25 protein-coding genes are annotated in these 25,738 nt (G+C 60.7%); 15 read left to right on the top strand and 10 right to left on the bottom strand.

Translation table 11 applies throughout. The features are described from left to right. Positions 1-35 precede the first annotated feature (35 nt). From ftsZ to EAO39_RS20315, 4 genes are all read left to right on the top strand, one after another. Complete coding sequence (gene ftsZ, locus EAO39_RS20325) at positions 36-1,232, top strand: cell division protein FtsZ (protein ID WP_120971504.1); 1,197 nt, start codon at positions 36-38, stop codon at positions 1,230-1,232. A gap of 160 nt (positions 1,233-1,392) precedes the next feature. Beyond that, entirely contained in the window at positions 1,393-2,316 is a 924-nt protein-coding gene (gene lpxC, locus EAO39_RS20320; protein ID WP_120971503.1) for a UDP-3-O-acyl-N-acetylglucosamine deacetylase, read from the top strand. Positions 2,317-2,331: 15 nt separating this feature from the next. Then, positions 2,332-2,508, top strand: a complete 177-nt coding sequence (locus EAO39_RS22785) for a hypothetical protein (protein WP_162989665.1) — start codon at positions 2,332-2,334, stop codon at positions 2,506-2,508. 245 nt (positions 2,509-2,753) lie between these two features. After that, positions 2,754-3,173: an RcnB family protein gene (locus tag EAO39_RS20315; RefSeq protein WP_120971502.1), complete on the top strand. Its 420-nt coding sequence runs from the start codon at positions 2,754-2,756 to the stop codon at positions 3,171-3,173. Positions 3,174-3,246: 73 nt separating this feature from the next. On the opposite strand, the gene EAO39_RS20310 is transcribed toward EAO39_RS20315, so the two are convergent. The 8 genes from EAO39_RS20310 to EAO39_RS20275 form a co-directional block, all read right to left on the bottom strand. Continuing rightward, positions 3,247-4,563, bottom strand: coding sequence for an MFS transporter (locus EAO39_RS20310; protein WP_120971501.1), 1,317 nt, complete (start codon positions 4,561-4,563; stop codon positions 3,247-3,249). Between the two features lie 60 nt (positions 4,564-4,623). Further along, on the bottom strand, positions 4,624-5,340 hold the full coding sequence (locus EAO39_RS20305) for a FadR/GntR family transcriptional regulator (protein ID WP_162989664.1): 717 nt from the start codon (positions 5,338-5,340) through the stop codon (positions 4,624-4,626). A gap of 94 nt (positions 5,341-5,434) precedes the next feature. Continuing rightward, positions 5,435-5,983, bottom strand: a complete 549-nt coding sequence (gene ruvC, locus EAO39_RS20300) for a crossover junction endodeoxyribonuclease RuvC (RefSeq protein ID WP_120971499.1) — start codon at positions 5,981-5,983, stop codon at positions 5,435-5,437. 129 nt (positions 5,984-6,112) lie between these two features. Beyond that, the gene (mtgA, locus tag EAO39_RS20295; protein ID WP_120971498.1) at positions 6,113-6,823 is read right to left on the bottom strand and encodes a monofunctional biosynthetic peptidoglycan transglycosylase; all 711 of its coding nucleotides are present in this window, start codon (positions 6,821-6,823) and stop codon (positions 6,113-6,115) included. A 10-nt stretch (positions 6,824-6,833) separates the two neighbouring features. Then, positions 6,834-7,703, bottom strand: coding sequence for a shikimate dehydrogenase (gene aroE, locus EAO39_RS20290; RefSeq protein WP_120971497.1), 870 nt, complete (start codon positions 7,701-7,703; stop codon positions 6,834-6,836). 62 nt (positions 7,704-7,765) lie between these two features. After that, positions 7,766-8,626 (bottom strand): energy transducer TonB, encoded by an 861-nt coding sequence (locus EAO39_RS20285; RefSeq protein ID WP_120971496.1) that lies wholly within the window; start codon positions 8,624-8,626, stop codon positions 7,766-7,768. A gap of 36 nt (positions 8,627-8,662) precedes the next feature. Next, positions 8,663-10,732: an RNB domain-containing ribonuclease gene (locus EAO39_RS20280; protein WP_120971495.1), complete on the bottom strand. Its 2,070-nt coding sequence runs from the start codon at positions 10,730-10,732 to the stop codon at positions 8,663-8,665. Between the two features lie 108 nt (positions 10,733-10,840). Continuing rightward, positions 10,841-11,425: a YqiA/YcfP family alpha/beta fold hydrolase gene (locus EAO39_RS20275; protein WP_120971494.1), complete on the bottom strand. Its 585-nt coding sequence runs from the start codon at positions 11,423-11,425 to the stop codon at positions 10,841-10,843. Positions 11,426-11,583: 158 nt separating this feature from the next. Between EAO39_RS20275 and rodA the strand changes: the two genes are divergently transcribed. From rodA to EAO39_RS20255, 4 genes are all read left to right on the top strand, one after another. Then, positions 11,584-12,765, top strand: a complete 1,182-nt coding sequence (rodA, locus tag EAO39_RS20270; RefSeq protein WP_120971493.1) for a rod shape-determining protein RodA — start codon at positions 11,584-11,586, stop codon at positions 12,763-12,765. Positions 12,766-13,145: 380 nt separating this feature from the next. Beyond that, entirely contained in the window at positions 13,146-14,606 is a 1,461-nt protein-coding gene (tldD, locus tag EAO39_RS20265) for a metalloprotease TldD (RefSeq protein ID WP_120971896.1), read from the top strand. Positions 14,607-14,777: 171 nt separating this feature from the next. Then, the gene (locus EAO39_RS20260) at positions 14,778-15,389 is read left to right on the top strand and encodes a hypothetical protein (RefSeq protein WP_162989663.1); all 612 of its coding nucleotides are present in this window, start codon (positions 14,778-14,780) and stop codon (positions 15,387-15,389) included. A gap of 472 nt (positions 15,390-15,861) precedes the next feature. Continuing rightward, on the top strand, positions 15,862-17,019 hold the full coding sequence (locus tag EAO39_RS20255) for a 3-deoxy-7-phosphoheptulonate synthase (protein WP_120971491.1): 1,158 nt from the start codon (positions 15,862-15,864) through the stop codon (positions 17,017-17,019). 91 nt (positions 17,020-17,110) lie between these two features. Here the strand turns inward: EAO39_RS20255 and EAO39_RS20250 are convergent, their stop codons facing one another. Continuing rightward, positions 17,111-17,482, bottom strand: a complete 372-nt coding sequence (locus EAO39_RS20250) for a YqcC family protein (RefSeq protein WP_120971895.1) — start codon at positions 17,480-17,482, stop codon at positions 17,111-17,113. A gap of 424 nt (positions 17,483-17,906) precedes the next feature. On the opposite strand from EAO39_RS20250, the gene EAO39_RS20245 reads away from it, so the two are divergent. After that, positions 17,907-18,224: a hypothetical protein gene (locus EAO39_RS20245; RefSeq protein ID WP_120971490.1), complete on the top strand. Its 318-nt coding sequence runs from the start codon at positions 17,907-17,909 to the stop codon at positions 18,222-18,224. 156 nt (positions 18,225-18,380) lie between these two features. On the opposite strand, the gene mpl is transcribed toward EAO39_RS20245, so the two are convergent. Next, the gene (mpl, locus tag EAO39_RS20240; RefSeq protein WP_120971489.1) at positions 18,381-19,805 is read right to left on the bottom strand and encodes a UDP-N-acetylmuramate:L-alanyl-gamma-D-glutamyl-meso-diaminopimelate ligase; all 1,425 of its coding nucleotides are present in this window, start codon (positions 19,803-19,805) and stop codon (positions 18,381-18,383) included. Positions 19,806-20,052: 247 nt separating this feature from the next. Here mpl and EAO39_RS20235 point away from each other — a divergent pair, with 247 nt between their 5' ends. The 6 genes from EAO39_RS20235 to EAO39_RS20210 all read left to right on the top strand — a co-directional run bounded on the left by EAO39_RS20235 (position 20,053) and on the right by EAO39_RS20210 (position 25,729). Next, positions 20,053-20,658 carry a hypothetical protein gene (locus tag EAO39_RS20235; RefSeq protein ID WP_205589451.1) on the top strand — a complete coding sequence of 202 codons (606 nt, stop codon included), beginning with the start codon at positions 20,053-20,055 and terminating at the stop codon, positions 20,656-20,658. Continuing rightward, on the top strand, positions 20,651-21,232 hold the full coding sequence (locus EAO39_RS20230) for a TlpA disulfide reductase family protein (RefSeq protein WP_120971488.1): 582 nt from the start codon (positions 20,651-20,653) through the stop codon (positions 21,230-21,232). The genes EAO39_RS20235 and EAO39_RS20230 overlap by 8 nt, the downstream gene beginning before the upstream one ends. 142 nt (positions 21,233-21,374) lie before the next feature. Next, positions 21,375-21,818 carry an acetyl-CoA carboxylase biotin carboxyl carrier protein gene (gene accB / locus EAO39_RS20225; protein WP_120971487.1) on the top strand — a complete coding sequence of 148 codons (444 nt, stop codon included), beginning with the start codon at positions 21,375-21,377 and terminating at the stop codon, positions 21,816-21,818. A 123-nt stretch (positions 21,819-21,941) separates the two neighbouring features. Beyond that, a complete protein-coding gene (gene accC / locus EAO39_RS20220; protein ID WP_120971486.1) occupies positions 21,942-23,300 on the top strand; it encodes an acetyl-CoA carboxylase biotin carboxylase subunit in 1,359 nt (452 codons plus the stop codon). A gap of 166 nt (positions 23,301-23,466) precedes the next feature. Continuing rightward, entirely contained in the window at positions 23,467-24,357 is an 891-nt protein-coding gene (prmA, locus tag EAO39_RS20215) for a 50S ribosomal protein L11 methyltransferase (protein WP_120971485.1), read from the top strand. Positions 24,358-24,433: 76 nt separating this feature from the next. Next, positions 24,434-25,729, top strand: coding sequence for a zinc-ribbon and DUF3426 domain-containing protein (locus tag EAO39_RS20210; protein ID WP_120971484.1), 1,296 nt, complete (start codon positions 24,434-24,436; stop codon positions 25,727-25,729). Positions 25,730-25,738: the final 9 nt, after the last annotated feature.

The following is a 25,738-nucleotide window of genomic DNA, read 5'->3' as shown; positions in this document are numbered from 1 at the left end:
GCGACTATCCACCACTAAAGAACAGGAGCACCACCATGCCCATCGACATGATTGAAGTTGAAGAGTTCAACCAAGGCACGCAGATCAAAGTGATCGGTGTTGGCGGCGGCGGCGGCAACGCCGTCGACCACATGATTGAACGCGGAGTGCAGGGCGTGGAGTTCATCTGCGCCAACACCGATGCGCAAGCTTTGCTGCGCAGCCGTGCTCACAGCACCATTCAGCTCGGTGGTAGCGGCCTGGGCGCTGGCAGCAAGCCAGACAAGGGTCGTGAGGCTGCGGAAGTTGCTGTGGAAGACATTCGCGCCGCCATCGAAGGGGCGCACATGCTCTTTATTACGGCCGGCATGGGTGGTGGTACGGGTACGGGCGCAGCTCCTGTGATTGCGCGCGTGGCCAAGGATATGGGCATCCTGACGGTGGGCGTGGTGACCAAGCCCTTCGAATGGGAAGGCGGCCGCCGCATGCAGAACGCTGACAACGGCCTGGCTGAGTTGGAAGCCAATGTGGACTCGCTGATCGTTGTGCTCAACGAAAAGCTGCTGGACGTGCTGGGTGACGATATCTCGCAAGACGAGGCTTTTGCTCATGCCAACGATGTTCTGAAGAACGCCGTGGGCGGTATTGCGGAAATCATCAACGAGTACGGCCATGTGAACGTCGACTTTGAAGACGTGCGCACCGTGATGGGCGAGCCCGGCAAGGCCATGATGGGTACGGCCAAGGCCTCCGGCCCCGACCGCGCCCGCATTGCCGCCGAACAGGCCGTGGCCTGCCCGCTGCTGGAAGGCATCGACCTGTCCGGCGCCAAGGGCGTGCTGGTGCTGGTGACTGCCGCCAAGGGCAGCCTGAAGCTGTCCGAGTCGCGTCTGGCCATGAGCACCATCAATGCCTATGCCTCGCCCGATGCCCACGTGATCTACGGCGCTGCTTATGACGACACCCTGGGTGACGATATCCGCGTGACGGTGGTGGCCACCGGCCTGTCGCGCCCCAGCATGCGCCGTCAGAACATCCAGGTGGTGCAAGGCGGTTTGCGCACCGGTACCGACAATATGACGGTGAGCATGCCTCCTCTGGGTGCCGGCGTGGACTTTGGCACGGCCAACACCAATGTGCCCAGCGTGTGGCGTACCAACCGTGCCCAGGCTTCGGAGCGTGTGAGCGCTCTGTCTTCCGGCGGCATGGACGACGTGGAAATCCCCGCTTTCCTGCGCAAGCAGGCGGACTAAGCCAAGCCCCTGAGGAGAGCGGCGCTGCCCACGCAGTCAGCTGCCATGGCCCTGGTTCCGTTAAGGACTAAGGCCTTCATCAGTTCGCTGTATCGCAGCGATTAACACAACCCTGTGTCGACGTAAGCCGCCACGGGGTTGTCCCATTTAAAATAGCGCCATGCTCCAACAACGAACCATCAAGACCATTTCCCGTGCCGTAGGTGTGGGCCTGCACAGCGGTCAGCGCGTCGAGTTGACGCTGCGCCCTGCCCAGCCTGATACCGGCATCGTGTTCCGTCGAGTGGATCTGCCGGAGCCGGTGGAGATTCCGATTTCCGCCGACGCGGTGACTGATACGCGCATGGCCTCGACCATAGGCAGCGGTGGCGCCAAGGTGCACACGGTGGAGCATCTGATGTCGGCCATCGCCGGCCTGGGTATCGACAACCTCTATGTGGACATCACGGCCGAAGAGGTGCCGATTCTCGACGGCTCCTCGTCCTCTTTTGTATTTTTGCTGCAAAGCGCGGGCGTGGAGCTACAAAAAGCGCCCAAGCGCTTCATCCGCGTGAAAAGCCCGGTGGAAGTGCGCGAAGGCGAGGGCAACAACCTCAAATGGGCGCGTTTTGATCCCTACCACGGCTTCAAGCTGCGCTTCGAGATCGACTTTGCCCATCCGGCCGTGGATTCCACCGGCCAGTGCGTGGAGTTCGACATGGGTCTGGACAACTACACCCGCGACATCGCCCGTGCCCGCACCTTTGGCTTTACCAAGGATGTGGAGATGCTGCGCAACAACGGCCTGGCGCTGGGTGGCGGGCTGGACAATGCCATCGTCATGGACGACTACAAGGTGCTCAACAGCGACGGTCTGCGCTATGACGACGAGTTTGCCAAGCACAAGATCCTGGATGCGATCGGCGATCTGTATCTGATAGGCAAGCCCATCCTGGGTGCCTACAGCGCATTTCGTTCCGGCCACGGCCTGAACAACAAGCTGTTGCGCGCCATGCTGGAGCAGCCCGAGACCTGGGACGTGGTGACGTTTGACAACGAGAAGCAGGCTCCCAAAGGCTTTGTCCTGTCCTCGCTGGCCTGGTAAGCACAAGACACGATCATGCTGATCTTTCGCTGGCTGGCCACCTTGCTGGTGCTCTCATCGGCGCTGGCTTTCATCTTTTACCTGGGCACAGGCCGGCCGCACTATAAAAAGCTGGGTTTTCTGATCCTCAAGTGGACGGTGGTTGCCGCTCTGGCCTTTTTTGTCGTGCTGTTTGTCGGGCGTATTGCTTGAGATTTAGGCCAAAAAAAGCAGTTAGTGCTTGATGTACATGCGCTTGTAGCTATCAATTTCACAGTTGTTGCCTGCCACTGTTACGGCTGTTTCTGCCTTGTAAACCTGTCGAAAAATGCCGGTAAAGCGGCACTCTCTCACGTCACAGCAGAGTGAAAGCGCGTGATCATGGGCTTGTGGCATCCGCATGGGCTTCTGTTTGAAGAACGCCGGATCGCCAGATTTCTTGAGAAAGGAAACAAGCCATGTCCCGTCTGACTCACCGAATTCTTTGCGCTTCCATGGCCGCCTGCCTGGGTCTTGGCAGTTTGGCCGCTTATGCCCAGCCCGGCCCGCCGCGTGAGGGCCGCGGCAGCGAGCGAGCGGATGATCGTGGCCACTACGACAACCAGCACCAGGACCGAAACCGTTATGACAACCGCCATGACGGTCGCCATATGGGTCGCGACGAGCATCGCGGCGCAGGTCCCGATCACCGCTGGACCCGGGGCACACGCGTGCCGCCGCAGTACCGGGGTCACAACTATGTGGTGAATGACTGGCGTGCTCACCGCCTGCCGGCTCCACCGCGCGGCCACCACTGGATTCAGAACGGCAGCGACTATCTGCTGGTGGCGATTGCCACGGGCGTGATTGCCTCCATGGTGCTCAACAGCAGCTATTGACGGGCTGCTGCGCCGATAGAAATAAAAAAAGCCGTGGTCTGGGCCACGGCTTTTTTGCAGGACAGGGGCTGGCTCAATCCTCGGTCACGCGCTCCACCTTGCCGACCAGCAGGATGTAGGAAAGTGCGCCCAGCAGCGCCAGTATGGCGACATAGGCGATGGCCGGGGCAAAGCTGCCGCCCTGTACCAGGATGCCGATGATCAGCGGCGTCACGATGGCCGAAAGATTGCCGATCAGATTGAACACGCCACCGGTCAGGCCCAGCAGGCGGGTAGGTGCCAGGGCCGAAACCAGAGACCAGGTAATCGATGCCAGACCGTTGCCAAAAAAGGCCAGGGCCAGGAAGAAGATCACCCAGGAGGTGGACTCCACATAGTTGGCGCCGATCATGGCGGTCGAGATCAGCAGGCCGGTGATGATGGGTGTCTTGCGTGCGGCGCCCAGGCTTGCGCCGCGACGAATCATCCAGTCCGAAAGAAAGCCGGAGCAGAGCACGCCGACAAAGGCGGCCAGAAACGGCAAAGAGGCCAGAAAGCCCGATTGGATGTAGTCCAGGCCGCGGTACTTCACCAGGTAGGTGGGGAACCAGGTCAGGAAGAACCACAGGGTGGAGGTCAGGCAGAACTGGCCCAGGTACACGCCCCAGAGCTTGCGGCGCGACAGCACCAGACGGAAGTCCTTCCGGTTGAATGCCTGCTTTGTCTTGGCCGCACTTTGCTTGCCCAGATCCACCAGGCCGCCGCCGGCACGGATGTGCTCGATCTCGGCCGCGTTGGCGCCCTTGAAGTCACGTGGCTCACGGTAGATCAGCCACCAGATCACTCCCCAGGCAATGCCGGTGGCCCCGGTGACGACAAACACCATATGCCAGCCATGGCTGTGTTGCAGCCAGCTGAGCACCGGCGTCAAAAAGGCCAGGCCGACAAACTGCCCCGAGGTACAAAAACCAATGGCGGTGGCGCGTTCCCGCTCGGGAAACCAGGCCGTGACCACGCGGTTGTTGATGGGGTAGGCGGGGGCCTCAACCGCGCCCACCAGCAGGCGCAGGCCCACCAGCACGGCAAAGCTGGTGCCAAAACCCATGAGCAGCGTGGCGGCCGACCAGAAGATCAGTGCCAGCGCATAGAGCAGACGCGGGGCAACCCGGTCAACCAGCCAGCCGCCGGGGATCTGCATGGCCGCATAGGTCCAGCCGAAGGCAGAAAGAATCAGGCCTTCCTGCACGGTCGTCAGGCCAAATTCGTCCTTGAGCGCGGGCAGGGCGATGGAGAGGTTGTTGCGGTCCAGGTAGTTGATCACCACGGTGATGAACAGCATCACCATGATCAGGTAGCGGCTGCGGGTCGGCTTGTTGAGGCCGGCCATGCCTTGAACAGTGGCGCTTGTCATGGGTCTTGTCGCCGAGCAGATGGGCTGGTGCAATCCCGTTGCAAGGATCAGGGCGCAGGATTAATTGGGGCGGGGAAACAGGGCACGGGTGTCTGCCAGGATGGCGCGCATCCAGAGGCTGGCGTCTTCGCTGTTGCGGTTGCGTATGGCCTCAAAAACCTTGCGGTGCTGTGGCAGAGCTTCGTTGAAATGGCGTGCCTGTTGGGCGTTGGTGGATAGCAGGCTCTCGAGTGCGGAGGCAATCATGGCACCCAGTGAGGCGATCAACGGGTTGTTGGTGGCGTTGAGAATGGCTTGGTGAAAGCGCAGGTCTGCACTGACCCATTCATGGATGTCCTGGGCGGATTCCATGAGGGTGAAGGCTTGTGTCAGTTGTTCAATCTGGCAAGGGGTGTGGATTCTGGCGGCGATGGCGGCAGCGGCGGGCTCCACGATCTCGCGCATGGTGGTGAGGTGGGGGATGAGTGCCTGGCCCATGTGCTGCTGGTTGATCCAGCGCAGCACGTCGGGGTCGAACAGATTCCATTGCTCGAATGGGCGCACGCGGGTGCCTGCACGTGGTTTGGCCTCCAGCATGCCTTTGGCGCCCAGAACCTTGATGGCTTCGCGAATGGCGGTGCGGCTGACGGAAAGGCGGGTGCACAGCTCCTCCTCGTTAGGGAGGGTGGTGTTGGGGCCGAAAGGAGGTGCGACGATGAGCTGGCCTATGGCGTCGACCACCTGGGTGTGAACTTTGCTACTGCCCTGGCTGCGTGGGGCGTTGAGGGTGTGAGGCATTTTCCCGGCTGGCAATGGTTTGTTTGTCATGCAAATTGATGAGATGTCTGAATCAGCAAGACATCGGTCTGCATGACTTTTGGTGACGGTAGGCTCAGTACACCCGTCCGCCTCGGTACATGGCGTGCTGCTTGCGGTTCAGATCGGTGGCCTTGGCCATCAGACTCAGGGCTGCAGAGGCATGGGCATGGGTAATGGCCAGCCCCAGGGCGTCGGCGGCATCGGTGCCGGGCAGGCCCGGTAGCTGCAGCAGGCGTTTGACCATTTCCTGGATCTGGCTCTTGGCCGCGCGGCCATGGCCAACCACGGCCTTCTTCATCTGCAGGGCCGTGTATTCGGCAACCGGCAGATTGGCATTGACAAGGGCGGTCAGTGCCGCGCCGCGGGCCTGGCCCAGCAGCAGCGTGGATTGCGGGTTGACGTTGACGAAGACGATTTCAACGGCCGAGGTCTGGGGTTGGTAGCGCTGCGTCACTTCCGAGATGCCGTCAAACAGCACTTTCAGGCGGCCTGGCAGGTCGCCCAACTCCATTTGGGTGGTGCGAATGGTGCCGCTGGCCACATAGGACAGGCGCTGGCCGTCCATGTCGATGACGCCGAAGCCCGTGGTTTGCAGGCCGGGGTCGATTCCTAGAATACGCATGGTGTTTGATTATCCATATTGCCGCCGGCCGGCCGCTGTGCGCCGAAGATGGCGGTGCCGGGCCAAGGTCACCTTGTAAAACCGGGCTTGAGCGCGCCCCTTCATTCATGGCGCTGCCGGCAGGGCATGTCAGGGGATGGCCACCATGGGTATATAGCGTGCAATCGTGCGCGAGCGCTGCGCCAGATACCCCGATTGCTGCATTTTTTCAAAGCGCTTGGGCTGGGGCAGCATGGCCGCCAGGCGAGCGGCTTCCAGGGGGCTGAGCTGGGCTGCGCTTTTGCGAAAGTAGCGCTGTGCGGCCGCTTCGGCGCCGAATATGCCCTGGCCCCATTCCACGTTGTTGAGGTAGATCTCCAGAATCCGCTGCTTGCTCAGAAACAGCTCCAGCAGCTGGGTCAGCACCAGCTCCTGCCCTTTGCGCAGAAAATTGCGCTCCCCCGACAGCAGCAGATTCTTGGCCAGTTGCTGGCTGATGGTGGAGCCGCCATAGATCTTGGCGGGGCGGTCTGTCGCCTCGGCACGGGCTTCGGCGCGGACATTGCGCTTGTAGGCTTTCTCTATGGCTTCCCACTGTACGCCGCCATGCTCCATGAAGCCCGCATCCTCCGAGGCAATGACGGCGCGCTTGAGGTTGTCGGCAATGCGGTCGTAGCCCACCCATTGCTGGCGCCAGTGCAGACCGTCCTTGCTGTGCAGCATCTGCCAGATTTCAGAGCGCTGAAAAGTGGTGGATTTCGGGTCCCAGGCCGCCATCAGCGCAATACGCAGCACAAAAAACAGCTGCAGCAGCACAAAGGCGCAAAGCACCAGAACCAGCAGGCGGGTGAAGGCTTTCATGAGAGAGAAATCAGGCGTGGCGGGCTTCAGTCTGCAGCAGCGCACGCAGCTCGTCCAGTACCTGGGCCGAGGGCGGGCGAACGCCGCGCCACAGCGCAAAGGATTCGGCGGCTTGCTCGACCAGCATGCCCAGGCCGTCGCGCGCTAGCGCGCCATGGCTGCTGGCCCAGTCCAGAAAATTCTGGGCAGCGGGGCCATACATCATGTCGTAGGCCAGACTGCGTGCGTGCAGCACGCTGGCGGGCGCGGGCACGTCAGCCCCGGCCAGGCTGCTGGCCGTGGCGTTGATGATGATGTCAAAATTCTGAGTTAAATCGGTCTCAAGCGCAGATTTTTCAAGCGCAAGCAGCTCTACTTTATGTAGCGAAGCCATGGGCGCGTGCTGTTCCACCAGAGCCTCGGCCCTGGCATGGGTGCGGTTGACCACGGCAATGCGGCGGGGCTTTTGCTCGATCAGCGAGCCCAGGGCACCGGCTGCCGCGCCGCCTGCGCCCAGCAGCAGCACATCGCATCCGGCAATCTGCACGCCGGCATTGCGGGTGATGTCGGCGACTATGCCCAGACCGTCGGTGTTGTCGGCGTAAATGCCGTCGGCACTGAACACCAGGGTGTTGGCGGCCCCTGCCAGACGCACGCGCTCGCTGGCGCTGCTGGCCAGCTCGGCCGCCTGCAGCTTGAAGGGCACGGTCACATTGCAGCCCTTGCCGCCGCGACGGGCAAAGTCCTGGGCGAAAGCCGTAAAGCCATCGAGAGGCACCAGGGCGCGCTCATAGTTCAGGGCCTGGCCGGTGAGCTCGGCAAAGCGGGCATGAATCCAGGGCGAGCGGCTGTGCGCCACCGGGTTGCCCATGACGCAGTAGTGATCAGCAGACAAAGTCATATAGCGTGGGGCGCAATGCCCGGGTGTGATGGCCGGCAGAGGAGCTGCCAGCCGCGTTGGGTTTATTGCACCCTGGTTTCCAGAGTGCTGTCGCGGGTGAATTTGAAGCGCGAGACCACGGCGATCTGATCGGCCTTGCCGCGCATGGCCTTGCCAAAGCGACCGTAAGGCCCGGCGGCGCGGGCAATGCTTTCGGCGCGGCCATCGAGCAAGGGGTTGCCCGAGCTTTGCACCACGTCGGTCGAGAGCACGCGGCCATCGTGGTTGACGGTCAAAATCATGACCAGCTCGCCATACAGCTTCTGGCCTTTGCTGTTGGGGAAGTTTTCCGTGCCTTTGTCTTCCACCTTGCGGCGCAGCGCATCGTAGTAGACGGCGTACACCGCTTCCCTGGTGGCCGGGCTGATGTAGCGCTTTTTGGGGCGGGCGTTTTCGGTATTGATACGGCGCTCGATCTCGGCCAGCAACTTGACCAGCTGGCGGCGCTTTTCTTCCTGTGCCTCGTTTTCCTGCGCTTCGGCCGACAGGCGCGGGTCCAGCGGCGGCAGGGCCGATACCTGCTGGCGCAGCTGGGTCAGCAAGTGATTCTGCTGTTCCTGCATGGCGTCTATCTGCTGCTGCTTTTCCTCGACGTCATCGCCCACGGCCGTCAGAGCCGAATAAGGCATGGGGCTGGTGGCCCGGCCTTTGTCGGCCTCGCCGCCGCCGGCCAGCGAGGTCTGGGCAATGGCCTGGGCCTTGTCCGGCAACTCGCTGGCACGGGCGTTGACGAGAATGACTTCCAGCGGCGTGTCCTGAAACACCCGGTCAAAGCGTTCCGGGTCCACAAACCTGACGGTCAGTGCAATTGCATGGAGCGCAATGGAGACGCCCAGCGCAATCTGCAGCGTGCTAAAGCGTCGGAGAGTGGAGGGCGGGTTCACGGCAGCGCGTTGGGCGAAGGAAGGCGATGGTCAGACTCAGGCTTTGGGCGCGTCGGCGGCCGGCGCATCCGCATCGTTCATGTCCACCGCAATGGCAATCGGGCCGGCCACGGTTTCCTCGTCGTCATCGCCGGCATCGTCGTCGGCGGGCGCCGGTGTTTCGGTATCCAGGCGCTCGATCAACGTGCCGGAGATATCCAGCGATATTTCGTCGATCTCGCCCAGCTTGATGCGCACATGGGCGCCGCGCGGCAGATTCTGCGCACCCAGCACCGGCAGCACCAGGGGCAGATTGTCGGCGCGCACCAGGAAGGAGCCGTTGGGGCCTTCCTTGAAGACGCTGGCCGTCAGTTCGGTAATGCCGTTCTGCTCCAGGTATTTGAGCGTCCAGAAACGCTCCATGCCGGCCTGATAGCCGTTGTAGGCGCTGTAGGCACCATCAAAGCTGCTGATGATGCCGAACAGCTCGGCATCCTTGGGCTTGAAAGGCGCAGCCAGAGCGGCTGTCTTGCCGTGGCGGGCGCAGGCAATGATCTGCCACTGGTTGACCAGATCCACATAGCGGCGCAGCGGCGAGGTGGCCCATGAATAGGCCTTCACGCCAATGCCTGCGTGGGGCAGGGCCTTGGTGCTCATGCGCACCTTCACGCCGGGGGCCAGGCTGGCCTGGCTGCGGTAAATGCCGGGCACGCCGTGCTCGGCCAGCATCAGGCCCCAGGTGCTGTTGGCCACGATGGCGGCCTCGGCCACGATCAGGTCCAGCGGTGCGCCGCGCTTGCGCACGGTGATCTGCACCTGCTCGTCGCCCTTGGGCTCGGCACCGTCGTTGCCGATCAGGCGGAAGTTGTAGTCCGGGCGGTTGAAGTTCTCGGGCTTGCCGCGCACCACTTCGCGGCCGGCTTTGAGATGCTTGGACCAGCGCTGCAAAAATGTGAGCTCCTGGCGCTTGTTCAACAAGGACTGGGGTGTGTTTTCAACCTCAATCGATGGATCGGCCAGCCATTGCTCGGTCACGATGTGGTCGAGCTTGTCGTAGCGGAAGTTGACCTCCACCGGCACGCGCTCCAGGCGGGTTTCGGTGGCCGTGATCTCCAGCGTCTCTTCGTTGATGGTCACATACAGCGACACGGCAGGATTGGCGCGGCCTTCATCCAGGGTGTAGATGTGCACCACCTCGTCGGGCAGCATGGTGATCTTGTAGCCAGGCATGTACACCGTGGACAGGCGGGCGCGGCCCAGCTTGTCCAGCTCGCCACCGGGCGTGATGGCCAGGCCGGGAGCTGCAATGTGAATGCCCACGGTGACCGTGCCGCTGCCCAGGCCGCGCACCGACAGGGCATCGTCGATTTCCGTCGTGGCCGAATCGTCGATGGAGAAAGCCTGTACCTCGGCCAGCGGCAGATCGTCCGGCGGCAGGGGGGCGGTAACCGAGGGGAACTGGGTGCCCTTGGGGAAGTTGTCGAACAGAAAGCGCTTCCAGTGGAACTGGTAGGCGGAGTCGATCGCTCCTGCGCGGTGCAGCAAGTCCAGGGGCGCCATCTTGGTGGCGCGGCTGGCCTCGACCACGGCCTTGTATTCGGGCGCGTTCTTGTCGGGCTTGAACAGAATCTTGTAGAGCTGCTCGCGAATCGCCTGCGGGCATTCGCCGCGGCCCAGGTCCTGGGCCCAGGCATCGATCTGGGCCTGAATCTGCTTTTTCTTCTCTATGGCCGCCAGTGCCTGCTGCACGATCTCGGCGGGCGCCTTCTTGAAGCGGCCCTTGCCTGCGCGGCGAAAGTAATGCGGTGCTTCATAGAGACGAAACAGCGCGGCGGCCTGCTCGATGAGCGTGGCCGACGCGGAAAAGTAGTCGCGCGCCAGGTCGGCAAAGCCGAACTCTTCTTCGGGGGCGAACTCCCAGGCCAGGTCCAGTTCGATCTCGTCGGCCTTGGCCTGACCCTGGGCGATCAGCTCGGCAGGAGCCGGCTTCTCGAACTTGAGCAGGATATTGGCGGCCTTGACCTTGACCCGCTTGCCCGAGTCCAGCTCGATTTGGGCAGAGGTGTCGGCTTCAGAGAGGATGCGCCCGGCGAGGAATTTGCCGGCTTCTTCAAACAATGCGTGCATAGCCGGGCATTTTCCCACGAGCCGGGCCGGGTGCGATGGTGCTCAGGTTCCGCGTCAGAAATCAGTGGCCCTGCATGCCTCTGTAACCAGAGGCCGGGCAGGCGGTTTTCAGGCCAGGGCCAGAAACTCGTCCACGCGTGTCAGGTATTCCTCGAAATTGGACAGGGCATGGTCTCCGCCTTCCTGCACGATCTGCAGGGCATGGGGATAACGCTCGCTCATCTCGCGCCAGTCCAGCACTTCGTCGTTTTCGGCGATCAGCACCATTTCGGGGGCGGCCGGCGTCAGGGCGCGGGTATCGAGCTGGCGCAGCTCGTCTATGTATTCGGGGCGAAAGAAAAAGCTGACGTCCGGGTCATGCCACTGGGTTTGTTCGCCTATGCAGCGCTCAAGGTCCCGGGCGGGGTTCACGGCGGGGTTGATCATCACGCTTTTGCAGCGCGCCAGCTGGGCCACCCAGCTGGCGTAGTAGCCGCCCAGCGATGAGCCGACCACGGCCATGGTCTCGCGCGGCCAGCTGGCAATGCCTTCGACAATCAGGGCTGCTGCCTCGCGCGGAGAGGGCGGCAGCTGCGGGCACCACCAGCGTACGCGGGAGTGCTGGGAGCCCACGTAATCGGCCAGGATGCGGGCCTTGTTCGATTGCGGCGAGGAGCGAAAGCCGTGCAGATACAGCAAATGGGTGGTGGTCATGGCGGCAATCTCCTCTTGTTGATATGGGTTACAGCAACGACATTGTGGCCCCGAGTCGGCGGCAATGGCCCGGCTCCGGCGTTCGATGGCGGCAGCTTGTCAGCAAAGCTCAACCCTGCAGCGAACACGGCGGCTCGCTCCCACGATAATTGCCGCCCATGTCTGCCAGAGAATTCGACAAGCCTTCGCTTTTGCAACGCATCATCCCGCTGTTTCGCGGTTTTGATTTCATGCTGCTTTTGTTGGTCTTGGCTCTGGCCGGGATCGGTCTTTTAGCCATGTATTCCTCGGGTTTTGACCATGGCACCCGCTTTACGGACCACGGCCGCAACATGCTGATTGCTGCCGCCCTGCTGTTTGTGGTGGCCCAGATCCCGCCCGCACAGCTGATCAAGGTGGCGGTGCCGCTCTACACCCTGGGCGTGGCCTTGCTGGTGATGGTGGCGCTGTTCGGCATTACCAAGAAGGGGGCCACCCGCTGGGTGAATGTGGGGGTGGTGATTCAGCCCTCTGAGCTTTTGAAGATTGCCACTCCGCTGATGCTGGCCTGGTGGTTTCAGCGCCGTGAAGGCAATTTGCGCGCCACGGATTTTGTGATTGCTTTTGTGCTGCTGATGGTGCCGGTGGGGCTGATCATGAAGCAGCCCGATCTGGGTACCTCCCTGCTGGTCATGGCAGCCGGCCTGTCGGTCATCTTTTTTGCGGGCCTGCCCTGGAAGCTCATCGTGCCGCCGGTGGTGCTGGCGGTGATCGGCATTTTTCTGATCATCTGGTATGAGCCCCAATTATGCGCAGACGGCGTGAGCTGGTACTTTCTGCATGATTACCAGCGCACGCGGGTTTGCACGCTGCTGGACCCGACCCGCGATCCGCTGGGCAAAGGCTTTCACATCATCCAGGGCATGATTGCCATCGGCTCGGGTGGCGTCTGGGGCAAGGGTTTCATGGCGGGCACGCAAACCCATCTGGAATTCATTCCCGAACGCACCACCGATTTCATCTTTGCCGCCTATTCGGAAGAGTTCGGTCTGGTGGGCAATCTGTTCATCATTACCGGCTTTTTGCTGTTGGTCTGGCGCGGCCTGGCCATTGCCATGAATGCCAGCACCTTGTTTGGACGCCTGATGGCCGCGGCCGTGGCCATGATTTTCTTTACCTATGCGTTTGTGAATATGGGCATGGTCAGCGGCATCCTGCCCGTGGTGGGCGTGCCCTTGCCCTTCATCAGCTATGGCGGCACGGCCATGGTGACGCTGGGTCTGGCCCTGGGCGTTCTCATGTCCGTCTCACGGGCGCAGCGACAGCTGCCCGGTAGCGATGGGCATATCCCTCATTCCTGAGTGTAATAGGGCGTGTTGAAATTCACAAAAATGTGAGCGGCAACCGCTTAAATACATTGGTGATTGGCAGGTTTTGATTTCAATATGACCCTGTGTAGGCGTGCGCCGCTACTTTTTTGAAAAGCGCTGGCTTGGCAAACATGCTCTTGCCCAAGGCCTGAACAAGGTTTAAAAATAGCAACTGAGGGGCCAGAAGACCGACTCAAGCGGGAGCGGCAGGGCCCGGTGGGTTCCCGGCAATCGCGGGAACAAAGCGTGAGTGCAATGGAACGGAATGCTGTTCAGCCTGGTGGAGCAGCATTCCGTTTTTTTATGTGCGCGCCGGCTGTGCTGCGGCCTGAAGCCGGACAGGTCATGCCCCAGTCTCTACAATGCTTTCCATGATCTCCCGCGAACCCACCATCGAACGCTTGGCTACGGCCCGTCAGTTGCTGCTAGAGCCTTTTGGCCTGGACGAATCCCATCTGTTCCGTGCGCTGGCTGAAATCCGCTCGCATCAGGTTGACGATGCAGACCTTTACTTCCAGTACACGCGTGCCGAAGGCTGGAGCCTGGAAGAGGGCATCGTCAAGACCGGTTCGTTCTCCATCGACCAGGGTGTTGGCGTGCGCGCCGTCAGCGGCGAGAAAACGGCATTTGCCTATTCCGACGATATTTCCGAAGCTTCGCTGCTGGATGCGGCACGTACCGTGCGCTCCATCTCCGGAGCCACCCAGTCGCGCCGCGTCAAGGCCGGCACGCCCAAGATTGCCAAGAGCCGTTCGCTTTACCCGGGTCTCGATCCCATCAGCACGCTGGACAGCACGACCAAGGTCGAGCTGCTGGGCAAGGTGGAAAAGCTGGCCCGCGCCAAGGACCCACGTGTGGTTCAGGTCATGGCCGGCCTGGCCAGCGAATACGACGTGGTGCTGGTCGCCCGTGCCGATGGCACGCTGGCCGCTGACGTGCGCCCACTGGTGCGTCTGTCCGTGACCGTGATCGCCGAACAAAAAGGTCGTCGTGAAGTGGGTTCTTCCGGTGGTGGCGGCCGTTTCGGTCTGGCCTATTTCAGCGATGAGCAGATCAGCCAGTATGTGGATGAAGCCGTGCACGCGGCCCTGGTCAACCTCGAATCGCGCCCCGCTCCGGCTGGTGTGATGACCGTGGTGCTGGGCTCGGGCTGGCCGGGCGTGTTGTTCCACGAAGCCGTGGGGCACGGCCTGGAAGGTGACTTCAACCGCAAGGGCTCCAGTGCCTTCAGCGGCCGTATCGGTCAGCGCGTGGCCGCCAAGGGCGTGACGGTACTGGACGACGGCACGATTGCCGACCGCCGCGGCTCGCTCAACGTGGATGATGAAGGCCATGCCAGCCAGAGCAATGTGCTGATCGAAGATGGCATTTTGAAGGGCTATATCCAGGATTCCATGAATGCCCGCCTGATGGGTGTCAAGCCCACAGGCAATGGCCGCCGCGAAAGCTATGCCCACATTCCCATGCCGCGCATGACCAACACTTATATGTTGGGTGGCGACAAGGATCCGCAGGAAATCGTGGCCTCCATCAAGAAGGGCTTGTATGCCACCAATTTCGGTGGCGGTCAGGTGGACATCACCAGCGGCAAGTTCGTGTTCTCCGCCAGCGAAGCCTATTGGGTGGAAAACGGCAAGATCCAGTACCCCGTCAAGGGCGCAACCATTATTGGTAGCGGTCCCGAGTCACTCAAGCACATCAGCATGATTGGCAATGACATGCGTCTGGATTCGGGCGTGGGCACTTGCGGCAAGGAAGGCCAGAGTGTTCCCGTGGGCGTGGGTCAGCCTACGCTGCGCATCGACGGTCTGACGGTCGGCGGCACGGCATAAGCCGCAGCCTGAAAGGGCAGCGAGCCTGCCCTTTTCAGTCAGGATTGCGGCTTGCGTCGACCTGTTAGCCTATGAATGATAGGGCCCCCCCGGGTAATCCGGTGCTCACAACGTGCTAACAATCGGTTACCTTTGCGGCATCGCTTGTCTGCAGAGTTTTCCCCCATTTCCATGTCCCAACTATCCGGTCCTTCGCCGTCCAGCCTGTCTACATCGGTGATGCTGATGTTGAGCCGGCCTACGCACTGGCGAGCCAGGGGCTCGGATAGCTCAATGGGGCGGCTATGGCTCAACGATGTACTGCAGGCCGATCTGCAGCCCATGCGTGAGCAGCTCTCCCATCTGTCCAATGCGCTGGAAGGCGCTATCTGCCTGCGCCGCCAAGGTGCGTCTCGTGTGGCCGTGAAAGAGCAAGCCCAGGCTTTGCGGCGGGTCGCACAGCAGCATCAAGCTTTTCTTGACACTTTGGGAGCGGACTGGCGCAGCTTGCGTGAATTCGTGTCCTACCGGCATCTGGTGGGTCACTTTCATGGCGCGGTTCAGACCTGGCAACAGGCCGTGCTTTTGAATGACGGGCAGGAATCTGCCTGTTTTCGCCAGTGTGAGCAGCTGGGCTGGACGCTGTTGGGCGAGGCTGCCATCGTGATGGACATGTTTGTGCAAGGCATGAACTTTTGCGATGCAGAGGATGACTTGCTGCCCTATGGGGTCGAAGAATCGCCGTCGCTTGTCAGGGGGCTGCTGCAGCGCTGCCACCAATGGCTCTCGGGTGCATTTCGCTAGTTTTGCCCGTCTGTCGTCATGTCTGGCCAGGTTCATCCTGGCTTTTTTCATGGTGCTGAGTCAGATTTCAGGCATTCTTCGCAATGCGCAGGAATATCCAGAATGGACGGTCTTAATTCTTTGTTTTAGCATTTTTATTCAATAAAAATGTAAATAAAGCAATATTATTGATTGTGTGCACTGTGGTGTTCCCCTCTGAAGGGCTCGCTTTCCCAGGTCGGATGCCTACCTGTGCGTTCTAGCGCTATGTTGCAGTGCGCAAAGCCTGTGCTACATTGAAAGACATGCAAACGCAACGCGCCTATTACTTTTACTTTTGGTTCTCGCCCCCGGCGGCTGAGAGGTAAGCGCGCGCACCTGCAAACAAACCTCCCAAAGAACCGCCGAAGCTGTAAAGCCCGGCGGTTTTTTTTCACCCCTACGTTTTAGCGCTCCCGGTTTACATCGATCAACGACCTCACGAAAGCTTGCAATGACTGCTCTGAACGCATCCACCGCCGATTCCTGGTATCGCAACGGTTCTCCCAAAACAGGCCAGACCGATGACGCACGTATCAAGGACATTACCGTGTTGCCCCCTCCAGAGCACCTTATTCGCTTCTTCCCCATCTGTGGCACGCCCGTGGAATCGCTGATCAGCGACACGCGCCGCAGCATTCACAACATCATGAATGCCAAGGACGACCGCCTGCTGGTCATCATCGGTCCCTGCTCGATTCACGATACGGCGGCCGCTCTGGATTACGCCCGCCGTCTGGCAGCCGTGCGCGAGCAATACAAGGACACGCTGGAGGTGGTGATGCGCGTGTACTTCGAGAAGCCCCGTACCACCGTGGGCTGGAAGGGCCTGATCAACGATCCCTACCTGGATCAAAGCTACCGCATCGACGAAGGTCTGCGTATTGCCCGCCAGTTGCTGATCGACATCAACCGCATGGGCGTGCCTGCAGCCAGTGAATTCCTGGACGTGATCTCGCCCCAGTACATAGGCGATCTGATCAGCTGGGGTGCGATTGGCGCGCGTACGACCGAAAGCCAGGTGCACCGCGAGCTGGCCTCCGGCATTTCCGCGCCCATAGGCTTCAAGAACGGCACCGACGGCAATATCCGTATCGCCACCGACGCCATCCAGTCGGCCAGCCGTGGTCACCACTTCCTGTCGGTGCACAAGAATGGCCAGGTCGCCATCGTGCACACCGGCGGCAATCAGGACTGCCACGTGATTTTGCGCGGCGGCAAGACCCCCAACTACGATGCCGGCCATGTGGCCGCTGCCTGCAAGGATCTGGAGGCTGCAGGCCTGAATCCAACGCTGATGGTGGATTGCAGCCATGCCAACAGCTCCAAGCAGCATGAGCGTCAGAAGGACGTGGCCCGCGATATCGCCGGCCAGATTGCCAGCGGCTCCAACAGCGTGTTCGGCGTGATGATTGAAGGCCACATCGTTGGCGGCGCCCAGAAGTTCACTCCCGGCAAGGACGATGTGGCGGCGCTGACCTATGGCCAGAGCATCACCGATGCCTGCCTGAACTGGGAGGATTCGCTGGCGACGCTGCAAGAGCTGTCGCAGGCCGTCAAGCAGCGCCGCGTGATGGCGGGTGCCAAGGCAGAGGCTGAAGTCGCGGCCTGATCGATGGCCTAGACGTGAAAAAGGCTGCAGAGTTTGCGCTCTGCAGCCTTTTTCGTTGTGGATCCGCTGATTGATGCAGCTTGATGGCCGTTTAGTGGCGTGTGTCCTCGGCGGGTGGTGGCGTCATGCCGCAGCCATTGATGCTGCCGTCGATGCGCGACAGGACCAGCAGCAATTGGCGCTTGTCAAAGTCGCTGCGCTTTTCCCACTCATGCTCGGCCAGAGGGTGGATATGGCTTTGATGGGGTAGCTGGCCCTTGGCATCGATCAGCGCACGCAAGCGTGGCAGAAACACCCATTGCAGCCATTCGTGCAACTGCAAGGTGTCGTACATAAAAGGCATGGTCGACTCCAGCGCCTTGGGGTTGGGCGCAGTGGCAGACCATAGTTGCTGGGCTTGCAGCTCAGCTTCCAGTTGCTGCAGATGTTCCAGCAGTTCGTTGTGCATATGTGCGGTAATCATGGTGATGCTCAAAGCTGAGGGCGAAAGCCAGAGTTTTCAATAGTGTGTGCTGTCAGATGCCGACCATGGCTTGATGCTTGCAAAAAGTCAAAACTGAGGTGACGACAGGGTTACAAAAGTCTCGCCTGGGCTTGAACTATGCATTTTTGCCCCTATATTCAGACATCATCTGCACCAAGTGCTATGAAATTCGTTGTCTTGACCCGGTGTTAACCGCCGATTTTTGGTAACTGCCGTGATGCATTGACAGCATTGAGTGCTGCAAATTCAATAGCGCAGTTGTCTGCCAACCGTCAGCTTGGCCGGAATCAGGATGCGAGACAGCCCTTAAGCTGTACCCATCAACTACGGTAGCGACCCGCTTGCCGCATATCTGCGGCGTGTGCGGGTGGGCTGCCTGTCATGACAGGATGAGAGGAAATTCATGCGTAGCGAAGTGATAGTGGTTTTAGAGGCCGATCGTGAATTCCGGGTGGACACCGAATCCTTGACGCCGGTGAGCTCGGACCAGGGACGTCTGTGGCTGGATCAGCAGTTCATCGCGCTCGATTGCGAGCCCCTGCGCGCGACTGGCAAAGTGCTGCTGGCCGACAAGCTGGTCGTCGTGGCACGGGAAGCCCGCAATCGCCCCGATCTGTTTGACAACGAAGATTGGCGCAACAACTATGCCGTGGCCGCTCAGGCCGTGCTGTCCAAGCCGCTGATCCGTGTGGATGTGCCGGCCATGTCCATCAGCTATTGATGCTATCGATAAAGTAGCTTCATGCTCTTGATTTATTTAGGGTTGTGCACTGTTTGATGGCTTGCTGAAGCTTGCGAGGCGATCGCAGCGAATCTTGGCAATCAAAAAAAGCCCACGACCAATTGGCGCGGGCTTTTTGCTGTCTGGGGCAGCTGCTTACCGGGTTACCAGCGCTTCCAGTAGCTTGGCGTGTATGCCGCCAAAGCCTCCATTGCTCATGCAGACAATATGGTCGCCATGCCGTGCCACGGCCGTGATCTGGGCAATCAGCTCATCAATATTGCCAGCGACCTGAGCGCGCTGGCCCGGACCGATGCCCATGGGTGTCAGCGCTTCGGCGGCGTCCCAGTCCAGGCCCGCCGTATGGCAAAAAGCCAGATCGGCGCTTTCCAGCGACCAGGGCAGCTGGCTTTTCATGGTGCCCAGTTTCATGGTGTTGCTGCGAGGCTCGAAGACGGCAAGGATGCGGGCCTCGCTGCCGAGCTTGCGGCGCAGGCCGTCCAGCGTGGTGCGGATGGCCGTGGGGTGGTGGGCAAAGTCGTCATAGACCTCGATGCCGTCCACCGTGCCGCGCAGTTCCATGCGGCGCTTCACATTCTGAAAGCGTGACAGCGCTTCGCAGGCGACCTGGGCGCTCACGCCCACATGGTCGGCTGCAGCAATGGCTGCCAGGGCGTTGAGCTGGTTGTGCACACCGGTCAGCGACCAGGAAAGATGAGCGACTTTCTTGCCGCGCAGCAGCACGTCAAAGTCGCTGGGATCGCCGTCGGCGCTGAAATCGCTGACGGCTGTGCCAAACGTACGTTCTTCGCTCCAGCAGCCCTGGCTGAGTACGCGGGTCAGGCTTTCTTCCAGGCCGTTGACCACGACGCGGCCCGTGGCAGGCACTGTGCGCACCAGATGGTGGAACTGGCGCTCGATGGCGGCCAGATCGTCAAAGATGTCGGCGTGATCGAATTCCAGATTGTTGAGCACTGCCGTACGCGGGCGGTAGTGCACAAATTTGCTGCGCTTGTCGAAGAAGGCCGTGTCGTATTCGTCGGCCTCGATCACAAACAGCGGCTCATCACCCACAGGGCCGGGCCCGTTGGTCGGACGCTTAACAGAGCCCAGGCGGGCAGAGACGCCAAAGTCCAGCGGCACGCCGCCCACCAGAAAGCCGGGCTGAAGCCCCGCGCATTCCAGCACCCAGGTCAGCATGGAGGTGGTCGTGGTCTTGCCATGGGTGCCGGCCACGGCCAGCACGTGGCGGCCGCGCAGAACATGCTCTGCCAGCCACTGCGGTCCGCTGGTATAGGCCGCGCCGGTATCCAGAATCGCTTCCATCAGCGGGAATTTGGGCGAGCCGTCGGGCAGGCGCTTGCGGCTGACCACATTGCCCACCACATACATATCGGGCTGTAGCGAGATCTGGTCGGCGCCATAGCCTTCGATCAGCTCGATACCCAGCTGACGTAGCTGATCGCTCATGGGTGGATAGACGCCCGAGTCGCAACCCGTGACCTTGTGACCGGCTTCGCGTGCCAGAGCGGCCAGGCCTCCCATGAAGGTGCCGCAAATGCCCAGAATATGTATGTGCATGGGCGGGCATTCTACGTTTGTGCATGCGCTATGTGGGCAAGCCAGTCGGCGCAATGAGCGCTCTGTTAACCTTTATTATCAAATTGATAGCTGCTTGCGCATATTGATACGGGGTTTGAACGCTAAATGCCGGATTGCTCCGGCGAGACAGGGCTTATAGCGATGAACACAAAAGGCCTGGACCTTCAGGCTTGGGCCACAATGCCTGAAGACATCTGCCAGATGCCGCCAGATACCTACTCTTGTTATGAGCCTGAATCCTGTGACCGATGAAATTGCCCAGACGGCCGCCCGCATGGTGGTGGAAGAAGGACTGGAATGGGGCCCTGCCAAACACCGGGCCGTGCGCCAACTGGGGCTGCCCAGCCGTACCGCCTTGCCTGACAACGAGCAGCTGGAAGCTGCGGTGCGTGAATATATAGAGCTGTTTTGTGCCGACACCCAGCCGGTGGAGCTGCTGGCTTTGCGCGAGCTGGCTCTGGTCTGGATGGAGAGACTCACGGAGTTTCGCCCGCATCTGGCGGGTGCCGTCTGGCGCGGCACGGCAACCCGGCTGTCCGATATCTATCTGCAGCTTTTTTGCGATGATCCCAAGTCGGCCGAAATCACCTTGATCAACAACAATGTGCAGTACGAACCCAGCACGGTGACTGGTTTTCACGGCCAGCCGGTGGAGGCGCTGTCCATCCATTCGCTTTGCAAACCTCTCAATGAGCGCGTGGGTATACATTTGATGGTTTATGACAGGGATGATGTGCGTGGTGCCCTCAAGCCCGACAGCGCTGGTCGCAGCCCGCGCGGTGATGTGCAGGCTCTGCGCAAGCTATTGGCACAGGAGGATGGCAATGCCTGAAGGCGCAAAAGAAAGTCAGGCCGTCGATGATCACGAGCAGATCAGGTCGCGCAGCTCCCGGCGCCTGTGGTTGACGGGCGGCGTGGCGGTGGCTGCAGCGGCTGCCGGCGCCGGTGTGGCCTGGTGGCGCAGCCAGCCTCAGGCCATGGGGCCAAGCGCCGAGCAGCAGCTATGGAGCCAGGTTTTCGAAACTGCGGATGGCAAGCCTTTTGCCATGGCTGACTGGCAGGGCAAAAGTGTTTTGCTCAATTTCTGGGCCACCTGGTGCCCGCCCTGCGTCAAGGAAATGCCCATGCTCAGTGCGTTTGCGGCGCAGCAGGCGCGCCACGGCATACAGGTCATCGGTTTGGCGGTGGATAAGAATGAGGCGGTGCTCAGATTCCTGCAGCGTCAGCCAGTGCAATACCCCGTGGCAATGGCCATGCAAGGCGGTCTGGGCCTGACCCGTACCTTGGGAAATCTGCAAGGAGGCCTGCCGTTCACGGTGTTATTTGATGCCAAAGGGCAAGTACGACAACGTAAAATAGGTGAGTTGTCTGGCGAAGATCTTGCTAATTGGAGTCAGAAGAGCTGATTTGACGAAAACGTGGCGTCAGAAAAGTGCAGGAAATGCTAATTCCATGGCGACGTTGCTGAAAAATATGGGCTATTGCACGCAATAGGGCGAATTTGAGGTAAATTCGCGCCCTGTTTAGTTTTAAGCCGCTGGAGCTCTCATGGATTTGCGAAAACTCAAGACCCTTATTGATCTGGTGTCCGAATCGAACGTTTCGGAACTGGAAATCACAGAAGCAGAGGGCAAGGTCCGTATCGTCAAGAGCGAAGGCGCCGTGGTGCAGCAGTTTGTCGCTGCCCCCATGCAAGCTGCCGTGCCTGCTGCCCCTGTGGCCGCAGCGCCCGTGGCTGCCGCTCCCGCAGCGGTTGAAGGCCATGTGGTCAAGTCTCCCATGGTCGGTACCTTCTACCGCGCTTCCAGCCCTGGCGCCAAGCCTTTTGTGGATGTGGGCAGCCAGGTCAAGGAAGGCGAGACCATCTGCATCGTTGAAGCGATGAAGATCCTCAACGAAATCGAAGCCGACAAGAGCGGCACGGTGGTGCGCGTGTTGGGCGAGAACGGCCAGGCCGTGGAATACGGCCAACCCCTGTTTGTGATCGAGTGATGATCTTCGGGTAACGAATGCTGCACAAGCTTCGCTACCAAGGTGCGCCAGCCCAGGGCGGCGCGACTGAGTCATTGGCAGTGGTCTGTGCCGAGGTGCAGGCAACAAGCTGCGAGGAACTTCATGTTTAAGAAAATTTTGGTTGCCAATCGGGGCGAAATTGCCCTGCGCATCCAGCGCGCTTGCCGCGAGCTGGGTATCAAGGCGGTGATGGTGTATTCCGAAGCCGACCGTGATGCCAAGTATGTCAAGCTGGCCGACGAGGCCGTTTGCATCGGCCCCGCTCCGTCGTCGCTTTCCTACCTCAATATGCCGGCGATTATTTCGGCTGCCGAGGTGACGGACGCTGAAGCCATTCACCCTGGCTATGGCTTCCTGTCCGAGAATGCCGACTTTGCCGAGCGTGTGGAAAAGAGCGGCTTTACCTTCATTGGCCCTACGCCTGAGAACATCCGCATCATGGGTGACAAGGTTTCGGCCAAGCAAGCCATGATCAAGGCCGGCGTGCCCTGCGTGCCTGGTTCCGATGGCGAACTGCCCGACGATCCGGCGCTGATCAAGCGCATTGCCAAGGCCATTGGCTACCCCGTGATCATCAAGGCCTCGGGCGGTGGCGGCGGCCGTGGCATGCGCGTGGTGCATACCGAAGCTGCGCTGATCAACGCCGTGCAAATGACCAAGGCTGAGGCCGGCGCTGCATTCGGCAATCCTGCCGTCTACATGGAAAAGTATCTGCAAAACCCACGTCACGTGGAAATCCAGATACTGGCCGATACGCACAAGAACGCCGTCTATCTGGGTGAGCGCGACTGCTCCATGCAGCGCCGCCACCAGAAGGTGATCGAGGAAGCTCCGGCTCCCGGTATTCCCCGCAAGCTGATTGAGCGCATCGGTGAGCGCTGCGCTGCTGCCTGCAAGAAAATCGGCTATCGCGGTGCGGGTACTTTCGAGTTCCTGTTTGAAAACGGCGAGTTCTACTTCATCGAGATGAACACCCGCGTGCAGGTGGAGCACCCCATCACCGAGCTGATCACGGGTATCGACATTGTGCGTACCCAGATCATGATCGCTGCGGGCGAGAAGCTGCCTTTTACCCAGCGCCAGGTCGAGTTCAAGGGTCACGCCATTGAGTGCCGCGTGAACGCCGAAGATCCTTACAAGTTCACGCCTTCGCCCGGTCGTATCACCATGTGGCATGCGCCCGGTGGCCCCGGCGTGCGCGTGGACACCCATGTCTACAACAACTACTTTGTGCCGCCCAACTACGACTCCATGATCGGCAAGATCATCACGTACGGCGACACCCGTGAACAAGCCATTGCCCGCATGCGCACTGCGCTGCAGGAAACCGTGGTGGAAGGCATCAATACCAATATTCCTCTGCACCAGGATTTGATGGTTGATTCCAAGTTCATGGAAGGCGGCACCAACATCCACTACCTTGAAGAGTGGCTGACGCACCGCAACACCAACAAGCGATGATGAGGCGAGAGCCCCGTTTGACGCTGTGACTTCTTATGCTGGCCTCTGGCGACGGAGACCAGCATTTTCGTTTTTCAGGAAAGTACGATTGACGTGAACCCGGCGCGCTCAAGGCATTTGCTTCTTGGCGTACCCCGGTCTATGTCGATTCGAGAAAGGATGGCCCATGTTTGAGCTGAGCCTGTTGTGCCCGGAAGACCGGGTTGAAACCATCAGCGATGCGCTGGATGCCCTGGACGCGCTGAGCGTTTCGGTGGAAGACGCTGACGCACAAACCGACGCCGAGCAGGCATTGTTTGGCGAGCCCGGCATGCCCCCACCCAAAGACGGCTGGCAGCGCAGCCGCGTGATTGCGCTGTTTCCCAACGAGGAAGCTGCCAGGGAAGCACGCGCCTTGCTGGAGCCGCAGGACTTTTTTGAAGGCTGCTCTGTGCTGGCCGTCAAAACGGTTCCCGAGCAGGACTGGGTGCGCCTGACGCAGTCGCAGTTTGCCCCGGTGGACATCACGCCAGAGTTCTGGATTGTGCCCACCTGGCATGAGTTGCCCCCCGAGGCCAAGATCAGCATTCGCCTGGACCCAGGTCTGGCCTTTGGCACCGGCACTCACCCCACCACCCGCATGTGCCTGCGCTGGATCTCTCGCCAGGCTGAGGGCACGCTGAGCCGCACGCTGGATTACGGCTGCGGTTCCGGCATTTTGGCCATCGGTGCTGCCAAGTTCGGTGCCACCGAGATCGACGCGGTGGACATCGATCCCGCTGCCGTGGAATCGACCAACTACAACGCCAGTGCCAATCATGTGCAGCTGAAGTCGGGTCTGCCCGATGCGGCCGGTGGTGCATACCAGACCGTGCTGGCCAATATTCTGGCAACCCCGCTCAAGGTGCTCGCTCCTTTGCTGTGCGCCCGCGTACAAGCCGGTGGCAATCTGGTGCTGGCCGGTATTTTGGAGCGCCAGGCGGACGAGCTCAAAGAGGCTTATGCCCCTTATCTGCAGCTGGAAGTGGCGGACAGCGAAGACGGCTGGATCCTTATGACGGCTCAGCGCGCTGCCTGAACCTACTCAAGCTCGTGACAGATGCAGGCTCGTCCCACTGGGGTGCGAGCCTGGTGCTGCCTACAATTGCCAACCGATGAGCCAAGTCACACGCTGCCCTTCTTGCGAAACCCGTTTCAAAGTGGTCGCCGACCAGCTGCGAATTTCGCAAGGCTGGGTGCGCTGCGGTGTTTGCCAGAACGTTTTTGATGCCTGCGAAGATTTGCAGGCATGGGACGAATCCGCGCTGCCCGCGCCGCTGAATGCCCAGCAGGTCGAGCCTCAACAGCTGGCTGCTGAGGCTGGTGTTGCATCACATGCACAAGCGGATGAGCAGGCGGATGTGCGGGCGGTTGCTATTGAAGATATAGCTTCAAGCGCACATCAGGAAAAGGCTTTATCGGAGTTTGACTCCGAGCCTGAGAGCGCAAAGACCGAGACTCTTGAAGTCGCGGCGCCTGATGAGCTTCATGCATCTGTGCCCGATGCAGCAGCCGTGCCGAAGCCCGAGGTCCATGCCGAGACGCATGCCACTGTACCAACGCAGCACCCGCAGGCGTCTTCCGAGCCTTTGCCTGGGGATCAGGCCCAGCTTGAAACATCGATAGCCGTGGCACCCGGTGCGGCGGACGTCCCCGGCGAGGCGGATGCCTTGTCGGACAGGGGTGAAGCCGCCAGCGACGATATGCCGAAGCCGGCAGATGACCAGGATGCAGCAGCTGTGGCCTCTAATTCTGATGCTTCTGATCCCGCTGTTGTTGCCGATGCGGCATTGGTGCAACTACCAGCCACAGTGGATGATCGTGGCGCTGCAGATACGGATGACGAGCGCGATGCGTCCGTCGATACCGCCCTATCGCTTGATGCGACAGAGCCGGGCTTTGTGCGTCAGGCACGCCGGCAGGCTTTCTGGCACAGCGCGGCGGTGCGCGCGGCCTTGCTGTTGGGCTCTTTGCTGGCCGTTGCGGCACTGGTGGCTCAATATGCATGGCAGCAGCGTGATGCGCTGGCTGTGCAGTATCCGGCGCTGCGTCCGTCGCTTGGCGTGTTGTGCAAGGCCGCAGGCTGCCAGCTCCAACCCAGGCGCGAGATTGCCGATGTCGTCATCAGCAGCTCGGGCTTCAAACAGCTGGCGAACGCCGGCACCAACACATACCAGTGGAGCCTGAGCCTGGAAAACCGCTCCGCAGTGGCGGTGGCCATGCCCATGACCGAGCTGACACTGACCGATGCCCAGGACAAGCCGCTGCTGCGGCGTGTGATTGATCTGCAGCCGCTGGGTGCGCCCCTGCAATTGCTACCAGGCCAGGAATGGAGTGCGAGCATCTCTGTGCAAGTGCAGCCTCTGTCGGCCCCCGTGGCTGGCTATCGTGCCCTGGTTTTTTATCCCTGATTGAATCAA

The organism is Comamonas sp. lk, from assembly GCF_900564145.1.
GTDB lineage: Bacteria > Pseudomonadota > Gammaproteobacteria > Burkholderiales > Burkholderiaceae_C > Comamonas.
The sequence above is the reverse complement of the archived record's forward strand: the minus strand, read 5'-3'. Positions and strand labels throughout refer to the sequence as shown.

What these genes read in the sequence shown, in the direction of transcription:
- tldD (WP_120971896.1), top strand. Translation starts at nt 13,146, where the DNA reads ATGATCTCCCGCGAACCCACCATCGAACGCTTGGCTACGGCCCGTCAG.
- mpl (WP_120971489.1), bottom strand. Translation starts at nt 19,805, where the DNA reads ATGCACATACATATTCTGGGCATTTGCGGCACCTTCATGGGAGGCCTG.
- aroE (WP_120971497.1), bottom strand. Translation starts at nt 7,703, where the DNA reads ATGACTTTGTCTGCTGATCACTACTGCGTCATGGGCAACCCGGTGGCG.
- prmA (WP_120971485.1), top strand. Translation starts at nt 23,467, where the DNA reads ATGTTTGAGCTGAGCCTGTTGTGCCCGGAAGACCGGGTTGAAACCATC.
- EAO39_RS20280 (WP_120971495.1), bottom strand. Translation starts at nt 10,732, where the DNA reads ATGCACGCATTGTTTGAAGAAGCCGGCAAATTCCTCGCCGGGCGCATC.
- accC (WP_120971486.1), top strand. Translation starts at nt 21,942, where the DNA reads ATGTTTAAGAAAATTTTGGTTGCCAATCGGGGCGAAATTGCCCTGCGC.
- EAO39_RS20310 (WP_120971501.1), bottom strand. Translation starts at nt 4,563, where the DNA reads ATGACAAGCGCCACTGTTCAAGGCATGGCCGGCCTCAACAAGCCGACC.
- rodA (WP_120971493.1), top strand. Translation starts at nt 11,584, where the DNA reads ATGTCTGCCAGAGAATTCGACAAGCCTTCGCTTTTGCAACGCATCATC.
- EAO39_RS20210 (WP_120971484.1), top strand. Translation starts at nt 24,434, where the DNA reads ATGAGCCAAGTCACACGCTGCCCTTCTTGCGAAACCCGTTTCAAAGTG.
- EAO39_RS20235 (WP_205589451.1), top strand. Translation starts at nt 20,053, where the DNA reads ATGAGCCTGAATCCTGTGACCGATGAAATTGCCCAGACGGCCGCCCGC.
- ruvC (WP_120971499.1), bottom strand. Translation starts at nt 5,983, where the DNA reads ATGCGTATTCTAGGAATCGACCCCGGCCTGCAAACCACGGGCTTCGGC.
- lpxC (WP_120971503.1), top strand. Translation starts at nt 1,393, where the DNA reads ATGCTCCAACAACGAACCATCAAGACCATTTCCCGTGCCGTAGGTGTG.
- ftsZ (WP_120971504.1), top strand. Translation starts at nt 36, where the DNA reads ATGCCCATCGACATGATTGAAGTTGAAGAGTTCAACCAAGGCACGCAG.
- EAO39_RS20255 (WP_120971491.1), top strand. Translation starts at nt 15,862, where the DNA reads ATGACTGCTCTGAACGCATCCACCGCCGATTCCTGGTATCGCAACGGT.
- EAO39_RS22785 (WP_162989665.1), top strand. Translation starts at nt 2,332, where the DNA reads ATGCTGATCTTTCGCTGGCTGGCCACCTTGCTGGTGCTCTCATCGGCG.
- EAO39_RS20245 (WP_120971490.1), top strand. Translation starts at nt 17,907, where the DNA reads ATGCGTAGCGAAGTGATAGTGGTTTTAGAGGCCGATCGTGAATTCCGG.
- accB (WP_120971487.1), top strand. Translation starts at nt 21,375, where the DNA reads ATGGATTTGCGAAAACTCAAGACCCTTATTGATCTGGTGTCCGAATCG.
- EAO39_RS20260 (WP_162989663.1), top strand. Translation starts at nt 14,778, where the DNA reads ATGTCCCAACTATCCGGTCCTTCGCCGTCCAGCCTGTCTACATCGGTG.
- EAO39_RS20275 (WP_120971494.1), bottom strand. Translation starts at nt 11,425, where the DNA reads ATGACCACCACCCATTTGCTGTATCTGCACGGCTTTCGCTCCTCGCCG.
- EAO39_RS20250 (WP_120971895.1), bottom strand. Translation starts at nt 17,482, where the DNA reads ATGATTACCGCACATATGCACAACGAACTGCTGGAACATCTGCAGCAA.
- EAO39_RS20315 (WP_120971502.1), top strand. Translation starts at nt 2,754, where the DNA reads ATGTCCCGTCTGACTCACCGAATTCTTTGCGCTTCCATGGCCGCCTGC.
- EAO39_RS20230 (WP_120971488.1), top strand. Translation starts at nt 20,651, where the DNA reads ATGCCTGAAGGCGCAAAAGAAAGTCAGGCCGTCGATGATCACGAGCAG.
- mtgA (WP_120971498.1), bottom strand. Translation starts at nt 6,823, where the DNA reads ATGAAAGCCTTCACCCGCCTGCTGGTTCTGGTGCTTTGCGCCTTTGTG.
- EAO39_RS20305 (WP_162989664.1), bottom strand. Translation starts at nt 5,340, where the DNA reads ATGCCTCACACCCTCAACGCCCCACGCAGCCAGGGCAGTAGCAAAGTT.